General features: G+C 50.0%; 15 protein-coding genes. 9 read left to right on the top strand and 6 right to left on the bottom strand.

Annotated features, from left to right (window positions below; genetic code table 11):
• The first annotated feature begins 87 nt into the window (after positions 1-87).
• The 4 genes from dacA (at position 88) to lipA (ending at position 3,596) form a co-directional block, all read left to right on the top strand.
• On the top strand, positions 88-1,299 hold the full coding sequence (gene dacA, locus OOJ59_RS02385; RefSeq protein ID WP_038638745.1) for a D-alanyl-D-alanine carboxypeptidase DacA: 1,212 nt from the start codon (positions 88-90) through the stop codon (positions 1,297-1,299).
• A gap of 106 nt (positions 1,300-1,405) precedes the next feature.
• Entirely contained in the window at positions 1,406-1,669 is a 264-nt protein-coding gene (gene ybeD / locus OOJ59_RS02380; RefSeq protein ID WP_003022706.1) for a DUF493 family protein YbeD, read from the top strand.
• Between the two features lie 113 nt (positions 1,670-1,782).
• A complete protein-coding gene (lipB, locus tag OOJ59_RS02375) occupies positions 1,783-2,424 on the top strand; it encodes a lipoyl(octanoyl) transferase LipB (RefSeq protein WP_085047521.1) in 642 nt (213 codons plus the stop codon).
• 206 nt (positions 2,425-2,630) lie between these two features.
• Complete coding sequence (lipA, locus tag OOJ59_RS02370; RefSeq protein ID WP_003022702.1) at positions 2,631-3,596, top strand: lipoyl synthase; 966 nt, start codon at positions 2,631-2,633, stop codon at positions 3,594-3,596.
• 97 nt (positions 3,597-3,693) lie between these two features.
• On the opposite strand, the gene tatE is transcribed toward lipA, so the two are convergent.
• A complete protein-coding gene (gene tatE / locus OOJ59_RS02365) occupies positions 3,694-3,897 on the bottom strand; it encodes a twin-arginine translocase subunit TatE (RefSeq protein WP_038638735.1) in 204 nt (67 codons plus the stop codon).
• A gap of 128 nt (positions 3,898-4,025) precedes the next feature.
• Complete coding sequence (locus OOJ59_RS02360; protein ID WP_160955900.1) at positions 4,026-4,814, bottom strand: deaminated glutathione amidase; 789 nt, start codon at positions 4,812-4,814, stop codon at positions 4,026-4,028.
• 90 nt (positions 4,815-4,904) lie between these two features.
• Between OOJ59_RS02360 and crcB the strand changes: the two genes are divergently transcribed.
• Complete coding sequence (crcB, locus tag OOJ59_RS02355) at positions 4,905-5,288, top strand: fluoride efflux transporter CrcB (RefSeq protein ID WP_003831281.1); 384 nt, start codon at positions 4,905-4,907, stop codon at positions 5,286-5,288.
• A 51-nt stretch (positions 5,289-5,339) separates the two neighbouring features.
• On the opposite strand, the gene cspE is transcribed toward crcB, so the two are convergent.
• Positions 5,340-5,549, bottom strand: a complete 210-nt coding sequence (cspE, locus tag OOJ59_RS02350; protein WP_000034825.1) for a transcription antiterminator/RNA stability regulator CspE — start codon at positions 5,547-5,549, stop codon at positions 5,340-5,342.
• 188 nt (positions 5,550-5,737) lie between these two features.
• Complete coding sequence (gene pagP, locus OOJ59_RS02345) at positions 5,738-6,301, bottom strand: lipid IV(A) palmitoyltransferase PagP (protein WP_038638726.1); 564 nt, start codon at positions 6,299-6,301, stop codon at positions 5,738-5,740.
• Positions 6,302-6,752: 451 nt separating this feature from the next.
• Here pagP and dcuC point away from each other — a divergent pair, with 451 nt between their 5' ends.
• Entirely contained in the window at positions 6,753-8,135 is a 1,383-nt protein-coding gene (gene dcuC, locus OOJ59_RS02340; RefSeq protein WP_038638723.1) for an anaerobic C4-dicarboxylate transporter DcuC, read from the top strand.
• Between the two features lie 149 nt (positions 8,136-8,284).
• Here the strand turns inward: dcuC and dpiA are convergent, their stop codons facing one another.
• Both dpiA and dpiB read right to left on the bottom strand, forming a co-directional pair.
• Positions 8,285-8,965: a two-component response regulator DpiA gene (gene dpiA, locus OOJ59_RS02335; protein ID WP_003831279.1), complete on the bottom strand. Its 681-nt coding sequence runs from the start codon at positions 8,963-8,965 to the stop codon at positions 8,285-8,287.
• A complete protein-coding gene (gene dpiB / locus OOJ59_RS02330) occupies positions 8,934-10,595 on the bottom strand; it encodes a sensor histidine kinase DpiB (RefSeq protein WP_038638721.1) in 1,662 nt (553 codons plus the stop codon). Before dpiB ends, dpiA begins: the two co-directional genes overlap by 32 nt.
• A 388-nt stretch (positions 10,596-10,983) precedes the next feature.
• On the opposite strand from dpiB, the gene citC reads away from it, so the two are divergent.
• From citC to OOJ59_RS02315, 3 genes are read left to right on the top strand one after another with little or no spacing between them, the layout of a single operon-like run.
• A complete protein-coding gene (citC, locus tag OOJ59_RS02325) occupies positions 10,984-12,060 on the top strand; it encodes a [citrate (pro-3S)-lyase] ligase (RefSeq protein ID WP_038638718.1) in 1,077 nt (358 codons plus the stop codon).
• Positions 12,057-12,353: a citrate lyase acyl carrier protein gene (gene citD, locus OOJ59_RS02320; RefSeq protein ID WP_003831276.1), complete on the top strand. Its 297-nt coding sequence runs from the start codon at positions 12,057-12,059 to the stop codon at positions 12,351-12,353. The genes citC and citD overlap by 4 nt, the downstream gene beginning before the upstream one ends.
• Complete coding sequence (locus OOJ59_RS02315) at positions 12,350-13,258, top strand: aldolase/citrate lyase family protein (protein ID WP_160955442.1); 909 nt, start codon at positions 12,350-12,352, stop codon at positions 13,256-13,258. The genes citD and OOJ59_RS02315 overlap by 4 nt, the downstream gene beginning before the upstream one ends.
• Positions 13,259-13,264: the final 6 nt, after the last annotated feature.

The following is a 13,264-nucleotide window of genomic DNA, read 5'->3' as shown; positions in this document are numbered from 1 at the left end:
ACGCGGAAAGTCAGATGCCTGCCCGTTATGCATTTGCTATAGTAGGGCACTTTTTTTAATTTCATCACGGACGTCGTAGTTCAGACCATGAAGACCACTTTTTCCGCTCGTTTCGTGCAGCGTATGGCGCTCACCGCGGCTCTCTGCGCAGCTACTCTCTCTGCTGCCCATGCCGATGACCTGAATATTAAAACCATGATCCCCGGCGTTCCGCAGATCGATGCGGAGTCGTATATCCTGATTGATTACAACTCAGGTAAAGTTCTGGCAGAACAGAATGCTGACACTCGCCGCGACCCCGCCAGCCTGACCAAGATGATGACCAGCTACGTCATCGGCCAGGCGATGAAAGCCGGGAAGTTCAAAGAAACCGATCTGGTCACCGTCGGCAATGACGCATGGGCTACGGGTAACCCGGTCTTTAAAGGTTCATCGCTGATGTTCCTCAAGCCTGGCATGCAGGTTCCTGTCTCTCAGTTGATCCGTGGTATTAACCTGCAGTCCGGGAACGACGCATGTGTGGCGATGGCTGACTTCGCTGCCGGCAGCCAGGATGCTTTCGTCGGCCTGATGAACAGCTATGTGAACGCGCTGGGTCTGAAAAACACCCACTTCCAGACCGTTCATGGTCTTGATGCTGACGGCCAGTACAGCTCAGCCCGCGATATGGCGATGATTGGTCAGGCGCTGATTCGCGATGTGCCTAATGAATACTCTATCTATAAAGAAAAAGAGTTCACCTTTAACGGCATTCGTCAGTTAAACCGTAACGGTCTGCTGTGGGATAACAGCCTGAATGTCGACGGTATCAAAACCGGTCACACCGATAAAGCTGGCTATAACCTTGTTGCATCCGCAACCGAAGGCCAGATGCGTCTGATCTCCGCCGTAATGGGTGGCCGCACCTATAAAGGTCGCGAAACCGAAAGCAAAAAACTGCTGACCTGGGGCTTCCGTTTCTTCGAAACCGTCAACCCGCTGAAAGTGGGTAAAGAATTTGCCTCAGAACCCGCCTGGTTTGGTAACACCGATCGCGCATCGTTAGGTGTCGATAAGGATGTCTACCTGACTATTCCGCGCGGCCGTATGAAAGATCTGAAAGCAAGTTATGTGCTGAACACCACTGAACTGCACGCGCCGCTGCAGAAAAACCAGGTTGTCGGCACCATCAACTTCCAGCTTGATGGCAAAACCATCGAGCAGCGCCCACTGGTCGTGCTGCAGGAAATCCCGGAAGGCAACTTCTTTGGGAAAATCATTGATTACATTAAATTAATGTTCCATCACTGGTTTGGCTAAAAATCGAACACTTGAAAGTGTGATTTACGTCCCCATATACTAGGTATCCAGATAACTCCCACGCGCTGTGGGAGTTATTATTTTTTGATGTAACGCCGGAGCTGACATGAAAACCAAACTTAACGAACTGCTTGAATTCCCTACTCCATTTACTTACAAAGTAATGGGGCAGGCGTTGCCTGAGCTGGTTGATCAGGTGGTTGAAGTGGTACAGCGCCATGCGCCAGGTGATTACTCTCCGACGGTAAAACCGAGCAGCAAAGGCAACTACCACTCGGTCTCTATCACCATCACTGCTACACACATTGAGCAGGTTGAAACACTGTACGAAGAATTAGGCAATATTGATATCGTACGCATGGTGCTGTAAAAACCTGTCGGTTACCCGCTGCATCCCCGCTCGGGTAACCCCTTCCTCCTGTGATATACTTTTCCCCTCTTTAACATTCTCTACTCTGTGTGAGTATCTACGGAGATGCCGTTTTGTATCAGGATAAAATTCTGGTCCGCCAGCTCGGTCTTCAACCTTACGAGCCAGTCTCTCTGGCCATGCACGAATTTACCGATACCCGCGATGAAAACAGTCATGATGAAATCTGGCTGGTAGAGCATTATCCTGTCTTTACCCAGGGTCAGGCCGGTAAAGCCGAGCATGTACTGATGCCGGGAGATATTCCGGTGATTCAGAGCGATCGCGGCGGTCAGGTGACCTACCACGGTCCAGGTCAACAGGTCATGTATGTGCTGTTGAACCTGAAACGCCGCAAACTGGGCGTTCGCGAACTGGTTACGCTGCTGGAGCAAACTGTCGTCAATACCCTTGCGGAAATTGGCATCGACGCCCACCCGCGAGCCGATGCGCCAGGCGTTTATGTCGGTGAGAAGAAAATCTGCTCATTAGGGTTACGTATTCGTAAGGGATGTTCATTTCACGGCTTAGCGCTCAACGTGGATATGGACCTGTCGCCTTTCCTGCGTATCAACCCTTGCGGTTATGCCGGAATGGAGATGGCAAAAGTATCGCAATGGGATAACGCTGCCACGACTGAGAGCATTCGCCCACGCCTGCTGGCCAACATTCTGGCGCTGTTGGGTAACCCACCGCACGAGTACGTTGTGGACTAAAAAGGCAGTTATACTTTGCCACGGCATATGTTGTGGCAAATGGCACAAAACAACAACTATTTTACATTTTGCCAGCCTGTCAGGCTGCTTTCTGGCCCGTTTCAATGATATACTGCGTATCACTAATTCAAAAATAGTTGATAAATGCAACATTCCCTTGAATTGAAACGCTTTCCTTCGTAATTCGCAACTGGAACACGCAAGCTATGAGTAAACCCATTGTGATGGAACGCGGTGTTAAATACCGCGATGCCGATAAGATGGCTCTTATCCCGGTTAAAAATGTGGCAACAGAGCGTGAAGCCCTGCTGCGTAAACCGGAATGGATGAAAATAAAACTGCCAGCGGACTCCACCCGCATCCAGGGCATCAAAGCGGCAATGCGCAAAAACGGCCTGCACTCTGTCTGCGAAGAAGCTTCCTGCCCTAACCTGGCTGAATGTTTCAATCACGGAACCGCAACCTTTATGATCCTCGGCGCAATCTGTACTCGCCGTTGCCCATTCTGTGACGTTGCCCATGGTCGTCCGGTTGCGCCTGATGCTAACGAGCCGTTGAAACTGGCTCAGACCATTGCGGACATGGCGCTGCGCTATGTCGTCATTACCTCCGTTGACCGTGACGATCTGCGTGACGGCGGTGCTCAGCACTTTGCTGACTGCATCACCGCTATCCGCGAGAAAAGCCCATCGATTAAAATCGAAACGCTGGTGCCTGACTTCCGTGGTCGTATGGATCGCGCGTTGGATATCCTCACGGCCACGCCGCCGGACGTATTTAACCACAACCTCGAAAACGTACCGCGTATTTACCGCAATGTCCGTCCGGGAGCGGACTACAACTGGTCGCTGAAGCTTCTGGAGCGTTTCAAGGAAGCGCACCCGGAGATCCCGACTAAATCGGGTCTGATGGTAGGTCTGGGTGAAACCAATGCCGAAATTATTGAAGTCATGCGCGATCTGCGCAGTCATGGCGTGACCATGCTGACGCTGGGGCAGTATTTGCAGCCGAGCCGCCATCACCTGCCGGTGCAACGCTATGTCAGCCCGGATGAGTTCGACGAGATGAAAGCCGAAGCCATGGCGATGGGCTTTACCCATGCAGCCTGCGGCCCGTTTGTTCGTTCTTCATACCACGCTGATATGCAGGCCAAAGGGCTGGAAGTGAAGTAATCGTGTAATACTCACTTACATATCAGCAATAAAAAAACCGGCAATTTGCCGGTTTTTTTCATACAGAGCATACAGTATGAGCATCATGCTCCTGATATTACTCTTTATGAGAGAGCTTTTCCGCCTGAACGCTACCATCAGCCTCTTTCCTGGCATCGGTATTATCGTCGTTCATCGCTTTCTTAAAGCCCTTAATTGCCGTTCCCAGGTCTCCACCCAGTGTACGTAACTTCTTGGTACCAAACAGCAGAACGACCAGTGCGGCAACCACCAGCAGTTTGGTAATACTAATCTCACCCATAGATACCTTCTTAACTTAAACCAGGCTACATTATGCGCCATATTAACCTGAGAATATTAACGGCCTTTCGACGCGCGCACACAATAGCAATCTGTAACAAGGTGAATCAAGTCTTGTTTAAAAAAACGTCATAATAATTGCGGTGGCGCAAAGCGTCGGTTAATTAACACCGGAAGTTGCGCCCTGACCTGCTTCACCCGCTCTGCAGAAACCTCGGCCATAATCAGCGCCGGCGTTTCTGCCGCTGCGGCAATGGTCACCCCAAAGGGATCGATGACCCGGCTTTGCCCAATATTCTTATTACCACATTCTCCAGCGGCAATAACATAGCAAGTAGCATCAAGAGCCCTTGCCGCCAACAATGTTGCCCAGTGATGCTCTTTTAGCGCTCCCCGCACCCAGGCGGCAGGTAAAGCGAGAATGTCGGCCCCCTGGAGAGCGTGCGCTAATGCCAGCTCAGGGAAACGCAGGTCATAGCAGGTCATCAACCCTACCTTTAATCCGTCTACGTCCAGCAGCGGCGCTATGGCGTCTCCTGCATCGACATTCCGCGACTCCTGAATCGCAAACGCGTCGTAAAGATGCAATTTTGCATAATGGGCAACAACCCGACCTCCCCGCAACGCCACCAGCATATTAAAAGCCCGACCTGGCACAGAAGGAACATGAATCGTCAGAATTGTCGTCATCACATTTTGCGCGCTTTCTCGGAGTAAACGCGTCAGAAACCCACCCTCCAGCAATTGCGCTGACTTCACTGACAGGTCAGGGTCAATATCGTTACGGGCCAGCAACGCCTCCGGTAGTACCAACAACGATACTCCCTCTCCTGCGGCCTGAGACATTAATGAAGCGCAGGTTTCTGCATTCTTTTCCCACGAAGGTCCCACGGCAAACTGCCCTGCTGCAACGAACATATTCCCTCCAGAAAAGTTTGTCAGGCTCGCCAACAGTGATTATTCAGCGTTAAACTCATCCTATATACAATCAAATAGCAGGATTTAGCAGTGTTACAACTTCTTTTAGCGGTTTTTATCGGTGGTGGTACAGGTAGCGTAGCAAGATGGATGTTGAGCATGCGCTTCAACCCACTGCATCAGGCTATCCCATTCGGTACGCTGGCGGCAAACTTACTTGGCGCGTTTATCATTGGTATGGGTCTGGCGTGGTTTAATCGCATGACAAACATCGATCCAATGTGGAAAGTACTGATTACTACCGGCTTTTGCGGCGGGTTGACAACGTTCTCCACCTTCTCGGCAGAGGTCGTGTTTTTACTTCAGGAAGGACGCTTTGGCTGGGCTATGGTGAATGTGCTGGTTAATCTGCTGGGATCATTTGCGATGACCGCCCTGGCATTCTGGCTGGTTTCTGCCTCTCCCGCACATTAGAGCGAAAAAAACCCGCAATTAAGCGGGTTTTGAATGCTTGCTGTCGTATGCTTACAGAGCGATTACGTTTGCAGCAGAAGGGCCTTTGGCACCGTTAGTGATTTCGAACTCTACGCGCTGACCTTCAGCCAGAGTTTTAAAACCATTGGTCTGGATTGCAGAGAAGTGTACGAACACGTCTTTGCTGCCATCTTCCGGAGTAATGAAACCGAATCCTTTGGACTCATTAAACCACTTAACGTTACCTTTAATCTTAGACATCAAAATTACCTTTACATGAAAAATAGACACAAATGCTGTGTCGGGTATCAGTACAACAATTGTGATGCGCTTTGTCCAGTCGAACTTTATCAAAAAGTGATAAATGTCGCGTTATTTTTCAGTAACCGTTTCCATCCATATGTTTTTAATGGTTTTTTTAAAACCTGACTGACAATACAGGCAGTCCATCAAAACTGGAAGCGTAACCACGCAAAGTAGACGTTACCATTGTTATAGGTTCCTGGAATGTAGGTCATCTGGAACGTTGCCGGACCATAACCGATTGACGCCAGCGGTAACAGCACCGGTACGGGAATGTAGTTCCAGTTATCGCGTGCGGTAAAACCAGCGGTAAAGCCAAGGCCGGTATGGAAGTTTTCATCAGGCAGCGGTCGCCAGGTTTTCTCCCAGCCGTAGCCGCCAATCGGTTCCCATTTATTGTAGGAATCCTTAAAGGCCATAATATAAAGCCCGTGCCAGTTACCTTTATCATCCCAACGGGACTGGCCAAATCCGGCCCCCCATGGGCGTTCATTGTAGCGATCGGTTTTTTCTTTATCGTAGGCAAAACGGGCATGCCAGGTAATAGCCGGTACATACAGGTCATAATGCTCCGGTTGCTGCCAGGTTTCACTGACATTATCTTTAAACGTGGCAAACCAGCCTTTATCTTCAGCAGCCCCTTGGGGAATGAAAGCTAACTGAATAAAAAGAAATGAAAAAATGAGAAAATATCGTTTAGCGACAATCACAACTTAATTACCATCCTGGAAGTTATTAGCAATTGTAGCAAACTCAACCTTAATGTTAACTTAACAAAAATGCGCAGGTAAAAAATCAGAATATTCTTCGGGCAATACTTATAAGATGATTCCCCCTCTATTTACTGGGCTTTATTACAGGAATAATTTTCTCTTGATTGCTAATAAATTGTTCTTTTCAAACGTGATGGACAAATAAAGAAACAATAATTTAACACTCTCATATCAAAATACACACAACAGCAATGCTGTTTCACAGTTTTTGCCGGGGATATTCTTTTTTAAACCACGATGTTGAAAAAACAGTCAGGCCATCGGTTGAATCCGTATTTTTATTGATTTCAATCAGCAATAGTTATCGGTTTATTAGGCACATTCTGTCACCACTTTTTACTTTTTTTAGTTTTTTTACTTTCCGGGCAGCAATGCGACAGGGGAAACAATGTTGACATTTATTGAACTCCTTATTGGGGTTGTGGTTATTGTGGGTGTGGCGCGCTACATCATCAAAGGTTATTCCGCCACCGGCGTACTGTTTGTTGGCGGTCTGGTTTTGCTGATTATCAGTGCGGTGATGGGACATAAAGTTCTGCCTTCCAGCGCAGCAACGACGGGCTATACTGCTACAGACATTGTTGAATACATTAAAATTTTGCTGATGAGCCGCGGTGGCGATCTCGGCATGATGATTATGATGCTGTGCGGTTTTGCCGCCTACATGACGCATATTGGCGCGAACGATATGGTCGTTAAGCTGGCCTCCAAACCGCTGCAATATATCAACTCACCTTATCTGTTGATGATTGCCGCCTATTTTGTCGCCTGTCTGATGTCGCTGGCAGTCTCGTCAGCTACCGGCCTGGGCGTATTGCTGATGGCAACGCTTTTCCCGGTTATGGTTAACGTTGGGATCAGCCGTGGCGCCGCGGCGGCCATATGCGCTTCCCCTGCCGCAATCATTCTTTCACCGACATCCGGTGATGTGGTGCTGGCGGCAAAAGCCGCAGAAATGCCGTTGATTGATTTCGCGTTTAAAACCACGCTGCCAATTTCCATTGCCGCCATCATTGCTATGGCGATCGCACACTTTTTCTGGCAGCGCTACCTGGATAAAAAAGAGAACATTTCTCACGAAATGTTAGACGTAGCAGAAATCACCACTACCGCGCCGTCGTTTTACGCCATCCTGCCGTTTACACCGATCGTAGGCGTTCTGATTTTTGATGGTAAATGGGGTCCGCAGCTGCACATTATTACTATCCTGGTACTATGCATGCTCATCGCCGCCGTTCTGGAATTTGTTCGCGGATTCAATACTCAGAAGGTGTTTTCAGGTCTGGAAGTCGCTTACCGGGGCATGGCGGACGCCTTTGCTAACGTAGTGATGCTGCTCGTCGCTGCGGGTGTTTTTGCCCAGGGCTTGAGTACCATCGGCTTTATTCAAAGCCTGATTTCTATCGCCACCTCGTTTGGCTCAGCGAGTATTATTCTGATGCTGGTACTGGTGATCCTGACCATGCTGGCGGCCATGACCACGGGTTCCGGTAACGCGCCGTTCTATGCTTTCGTTGAGATGATCCCGAAACTGGCACACTCTTCCGGCATTAACCCGGCTTACCTCGCTATCCCGATGCTTCAGGCCTCCAACCTCGGGCGTACCATTTCCCCAGTCTCCGGCGTCGTTGTGGCTGTGGCTGGGATGGCGAAGATTTCTCCGTTCGAAGTTGTGAAACGTACCTCGGTTCCGGTGCTGGTCGGACTGCTGGTGGTGATTATCGCCACCGAAGTGATGGTACCGGCAACGTCTGCCCTGATTGGCGGTTAACGATACCTGTCAATACCTGACCTTAATACACAAAATCATTTATGCTGCATCGCGGCGGCAAGTAAAGAAATCCCCAGGAGCATAGATAACTATGTGACTGGGGTTTCTGCACGCAGCCAACAAAGAGGCAGCTTAAAGGATGACGTGTATTAGCCGCCGTGATAAATACGCTGCGGTCTACCCACCTTCCCGTGAATAATCTCCGCGATAATCAAATGGCGGCTGGCGCAGTACTCCAGATAACGTCTGGAGGTCGTACGACTGATGGTGAGCGCCTGGGCGATCGTTTCCGCAGTATGATGTACCGTCGGATCGGCAAATAGCTTCAGCACCGCATTCAGCGTTAACGCATCAATCCCGGTCGGCAAATCGCCTTTCGGCTCGCCGCGCGCGTAGGCGTTAAACATTTCATCAATCTGCTTTTGACTGGCGCTGTCATTGCCTGCCAGCATGCGTCTGCGCTGTTGATACCGCGTCAGCGTCTGCCCCAACCGCTCGTAAGCGATAGGTTTGACCAGATAATCAAACGCGCCGCTGCGCACGGCTTCGGAGACCGTTTCCATATCGCTGGCCGCCGTGGTAAAGACCACACCGCCCGGATAACGCGCCTGGGTCAGCTCATGCAACAAAGTAATACCCTTACCGTCCGGCAAGTAGTTATCAAGAAGAATCAAACCGGGCTTAAAACGCTCAATCATCATTCTTGCCTGCGCAAGATTACCCGCCAGCCATATCTGGCTGAAGCCGGGTATATGGCGGATATATTCAGCATGCATTTCCGCCAGTAGCGTTTCATCCTCAACGATCAGTAGCGTTAATGGTTCCGTCATTATTTTTTTTCACTTTCGGAAGAAATAAAGAAAATAAGGTGCCGCAAGGGGAGTTATCTTCGAGCGTAATCACCCCGTTACAGCGCCTCACATAACTTGCAATCAGATACAAACCGATGCCATGTTCGCCTGGTTCATCGGTACGGGTGCTTACACCCTGTTCAAATATTTTTTCACGCAATGCTTCCGGCACACCGCATCCCTGATCGGCAACTTCGATGACCACATCATCCCCTTCGTCGCTCAAATAAAGTTCGACGACTTTGTTGCCTTGCTGGGTGCGTAAACTCGCTTCAAATGCATTATCAAGCAGATTGCCAACAATTGCTGCAAACTCTGTGCTATCCAGCCCTTCAGGCAGTTGGCGCAGTTGGCTGCCAGGAACAATGGTCATCGTAAGACCCAGTTCCCGCGCACGTTGCACCTTACCAAATAACAGACCCGCCACCTGACGATCGGCAAAGGCGCCGCGCAGGCTGTCAATCAGTTGTTGCTGTGCCTGTGACTCGCCCTGAACCATAGCCAGCACCCGGTCATACTCTTTCATTTGCAGCAGGCCATTGATAGTCGACATCCAGTTCAGGTGCTCATGACGCAGCGTTCTCAGGCTCTCAACATACTGTTTGATTTGCGTTAATTGCGCATTAAGGGTAGCAATTTCATCTTTACTACGAAAACTGATAATGGCGCCGAGCAGTTCGTCACCGGAGCGAATCGCCTCACGGTTGGCGATAACGCTCAACCCATTAAAATTAACCATCGCATCCTGGCGTTGTTCCGCAATCTGCTGGGTGAAAAAGTCCGCTGGCTGAACGACTTCATTTACCGGTTTGCCCAGCCACTTTCTGCCCGGCGATGACAGCCCCAGCATTTTCCTCGCACTGCGGTTTATCGCAGTGATATATCCGTCAGGATCCACGGCAATCAACCCTTCATACACCGAGCTGAACAGCGCTTCCTGCTGACGCACCACCCGCGCGATTTGTTTAGGCTCCATCCCCAACATCTGCCGACGAATATGGGCAGCAAAAAACCAGGAGAGCAGCATAAGTACCAACAACAGCAGGATAAATACCCCAGCCATTGGCAGTAAGAAATCCGATCGCCAGCTATCAATTTTACTGATCAGATAGCCAATTGAGACCACGCCAATGATTTTGCCATCGTCATCAAAGATAGGGGTTTTGGCGCGCATTGCCATCCCAATAGATCCTTTGCCGGTAATAAAGTAGCTCTCACCTTTTTCCAGCGCGCCAGGCTTGGTGAACTGCATCGGGTAACCAATTTTTTCCGGGTTCGGATGATAAAGACGAATAGAATGGGTATCTCCAATCACCACATAATCGAAATCAGTCCCGCTCTGTAGTTTGTCGGCAATAGTCGCCAGACGCTTGTAATCACGATGCTTCACCGCCGTGATGATGCTGTCATTAGAGGCGATGATTTTGGCCTGGTTCATTGCCATATCGCGGACATGTGTCGTCAGATAATCTTCAAAACTGGCGGTAAAGTATTGTGCTAACGCTGCGATAATAAGAACAGAAACGACCAGAATGAGCAGAAAAATGCGTAACGGAAACGCCAGACTGCGAAAAAAAGGAAACCGTGTTTTATTTTTCTGTTCTGCCATAAATTTTCCTCACCGACGTTACCGAAACTTATTTTCTATTGTAGTTGTAATAAAAATGTTTTATTTAAAAGTGACGATATAAAACAGGATCGTTGCAGATTCCCCACCTTAAATCAATTAAACAAATTAAAACCACGCGCTATTTCCGGGTTAAATTAATTAAAAAACTTAAAACCATAAAACACATTAAAACCTTCTAACTTATTGTGAAATAAATCAAAAATTACCTCCAAAATACTCCTTACGATGTATGCAGCAGGGAAAAAAAGAAATACTCCGTAATAAAAAACCATTCCCTTCAATTGCAAACAAAACGTTATCAGGTTGCTAATCAGAGCAACAAAAACAGAAACCCAGTAACAAATATAGCATCGGGGCTCTATTTACTATGTTCGGTAATAATATATTCACGCAAGTTAAACGCTCAGAAAATAAAAAGATGGCGGCTATCGCGCAATTTCTGAAAGAGAACGATCTGAGCGTTGATACCACCGTCGAAGTATTTATCACCGTCACCCGTGACGATCGCCTGATTGCCTGTGGCGGTATCGCCGGAAATATCATTAAGTGCGTCGCGATTTGTGAGTCCGTGCGCGGTGAAGGCCTGGCGCTGACGCTGGCGACAGAACTCATCAACCTCGCCTATGAGCGCCACTGTACGCACCTCTTCATCTATACCAAAACCGAGTACGAATCGCTGTTTAAACAGTGCGGCTTTTCCACACTCACCAGCGTGCCCGGCATTATGGTGTTGATGGAAAACAGCACCACGCGGCTGAAACGCTACGCCGAATCGCTGGCAAAACAGCGTCATGAAGGGAAAAAAATTGGCTGTATCGTCATGAACGCCAACCCCTTCACCAACGGTCATCGTTTTCTGATCCAACAGGCGGCCGCGCAATGTGACTGGCTGCATCTGTTTTTGGTGAAAGAAGATACCTCGCGTTTTCCGTATGAAGACCGACTGGATCTGGTACTTAAAGGGACAAAAGACATTCCGCGTTTAACCGTGCATCGCGGTTCGGAATACATCATTTCCCGCGCCACGTTCCCGTGCTACTTCATCAAAGAGCAGAGCGTTATTAACCACTGCTACACCGAAATAGACCTGAAAATCTTCCGCCAGTACCTGGCCCCGGCTCTCGGCGTTACGCACCGTTTCGTGGGTACCGAGCCGTATTGCACCGTCACCTCCCAGTACAACAACGATATGCGTTACTGGCTGGAGACCCCAACGCTTCCCGCCCCACCGATTGAACTGGTGGAAATTGAGCGGCTGTGCTTCCAGGAGATGCCGATTTCCGCCTCCTGGGTGCGCAAGCTGCTGGTTAAAAAAGATCTCACGGCTATCGCATCCCTGGTTCCTGACGCCACGCTGCGCTATCTGCAAAGCATGGTTGAACGAGCCTCATCGGGTGCGGCAGTCCGCCAAAATACCCCCGCATTAGCAACAGGTGAAAAATGAAAATAAACCAGGCAGCCGTCGCAGGCACACTCGAGTCCGGTGATGTGATGATTCGCATCGCCCCACTCGATTCGCAGGATATTGACCTGCAGGTTAACAGTAGCGTCGAAAAGCAGTTCGGTGATGCCATTCGGGCCACCATTCTGGACGTACTGTCCCGCTACAACGTACGCGGCGTGCAATTAAATGTTGATGATAAAGGCGCACTGGACTGCATTTTACGTGCGCGACTGGAAGCACTACTGGCCCGCGCTGGCGGTATTCCGGCACTGCCATGGGAGGATTGCCAGTGATTGCCGAATCTTTACAACAACGTAAAACCCGTACCCGCCGTAGCATGTTGTTCGTACCGGGCGCCAATGCCGCCATGGTCAGCAACTCGTTTATCTACCCGGCTGATGCGCTGATGTTCGACCTGGAAGACTCCGTCGCGCTGCGTGAAAAAGATACCGCCCGCCGCATGGTGTACCACGCGCTGCAACATCCGCTGTATCACGACGTAGAAACCATCGTGCGCGTAAACGCCCTCGACTCCGAATGGGGCATCAACGACCTCGAAGCCGTTGTGCGCGGCGGCGCCGACATCGTGCGTTTACCGAAAACCGATACCGCACAGGATGTCATCGACATCGAAAACGAAATCCTGCGCATCGAAAACGCCTGTGGTCGCGAACCCGGCAGCACCGGTCTGTTAGCCGCTATCGAATCGCCGTTAGGCATTACCCGCGCGGTAGAAATCGCCCACGCTTCCGAGCGCCTGATTGGTATTGCACTGGGTGCTGAAGATTATGTGCGTAACCTGCGCACTGAACGTTCCCCGGAAGGGACTGAACTGCTGTTTGCCCGCTGCTCTATTTTGCAGGCTGCGCGCTCTGCCGGTATTCAGGCATTCGATACCGTCTATTCCGATGCCAACAACGAAGCAGGTTTCCTGCACGAAGCCTCACACATCAAGCAACTGGGTTTTGACGGCAAATCGCTGATCAACCCTCGCCAGATTGAACTTCTGCATAACCTCTATGCCCCGACGCGCAAAGAGCTGGCTCATGCCCGTCTGGTGGTGGAAGCCGCTGAAGCTGCAGCCCGCGAAGGTCGTGGCGTGGTTTCCCTGAACGGCAAGATGGTCGACAGCCCGGTTATCGAGCGCGCCCTTCTGGTTATCTCCCGTGCAGAACTTTCCGGCATTCGCGAAGAATAAGGCAAA

The organism is Citrobacter sp. W9 (genome assembly GCF_026719375.1).
Lineage (GTDB): Bacteria > Pseudomonadota > Gammaproteobacteria > Enterobacterales > Enterobacteriaceae > Citrobacter > Citrobacter werkmanii.
This window is presented reverse-complemented; position numbering and strand designations above follow the sequence as displayed.

What these genes read in the sequence shown, in the direction of transcription:
- dacA (WP_038638745.1), top strand. Translation starts at nt 88, where the DNA reads ATGAAGACCACTTTTTCCGCTCGTTTCGTGCAGCGTATGGCGCTCACC.
- ybeD (WP_003022706.1), top strand. Translation starts at nt 1,406, where the DNA reads ATGAAAACCAAACTTAACGAACTGCTTGAATTCCCTACTCCATTTACT.
- lipA (WP_003022702.1), top strand. Translation starts at nt 2,631, where the DNA reads ATGAGTAAACCCATTGTGATGGAACGCGGTGTTAAATACCGCGATGCC.
- tatE (WP_038638735.1), bottom strand. Translation starts at nt 3,897, where the DNA reads ATGGGTGAGATTAGTATTACCAAACTGCTGGTGGTTGCCGCACTGGTC.
- OOJ59_RS02360 (WP_160955900.1), bottom strand. Translation starts at nt 4,814, where the DNA reads ATGTTCGTTGCAGCAGGGCAGTTTGCCGTGGGACCTTCGTGGGAAAAG.
- cspE (WP_000034825.1), bottom strand. Translation starts at nt 5,549, where the DNA reads ATGTCTAAGATTAAAGGTAACGTTAAGTGGTTTAATGAGTCCAAAGGA.
- dcuC (WP_038638723.1), top strand. Translation starts at nt 6,753, where the DNA reads ATGTTGACATTTATTGAACTCCTTATTGGGGTTGTGGTTATTGTGGGT.
- dpiA (WP_003831279.1), bottom strand. Translation starts at nt 8,965, where the DNA reads ATGACGGAACCATTAACGCTACTGATCGTTGAGGATGAAACGCTACTG.
- dpiB (WP_038638721.1), bottom strand. Translation starts at nt 10,595, where the DNA reads ATGGCAGAACAGAAAAATAAAACACGGTTTCCTTTTTTTCGCAGTCTG.
- citC (WP_038638718.1), top strand. Translation starts at nt 10,984, where the DNA reads ATGTTCGGTAATAATATATTCACGCAAGTTAAACGCTCAGAAAATAAA.
- citD (WP_003831276.1), top strand. Translation starts at nt 12,057, where the DNA reads ATGAAAATAAACCAGGCAGCCGTCGCAGGCACACTCGAGTCCGGTGAT.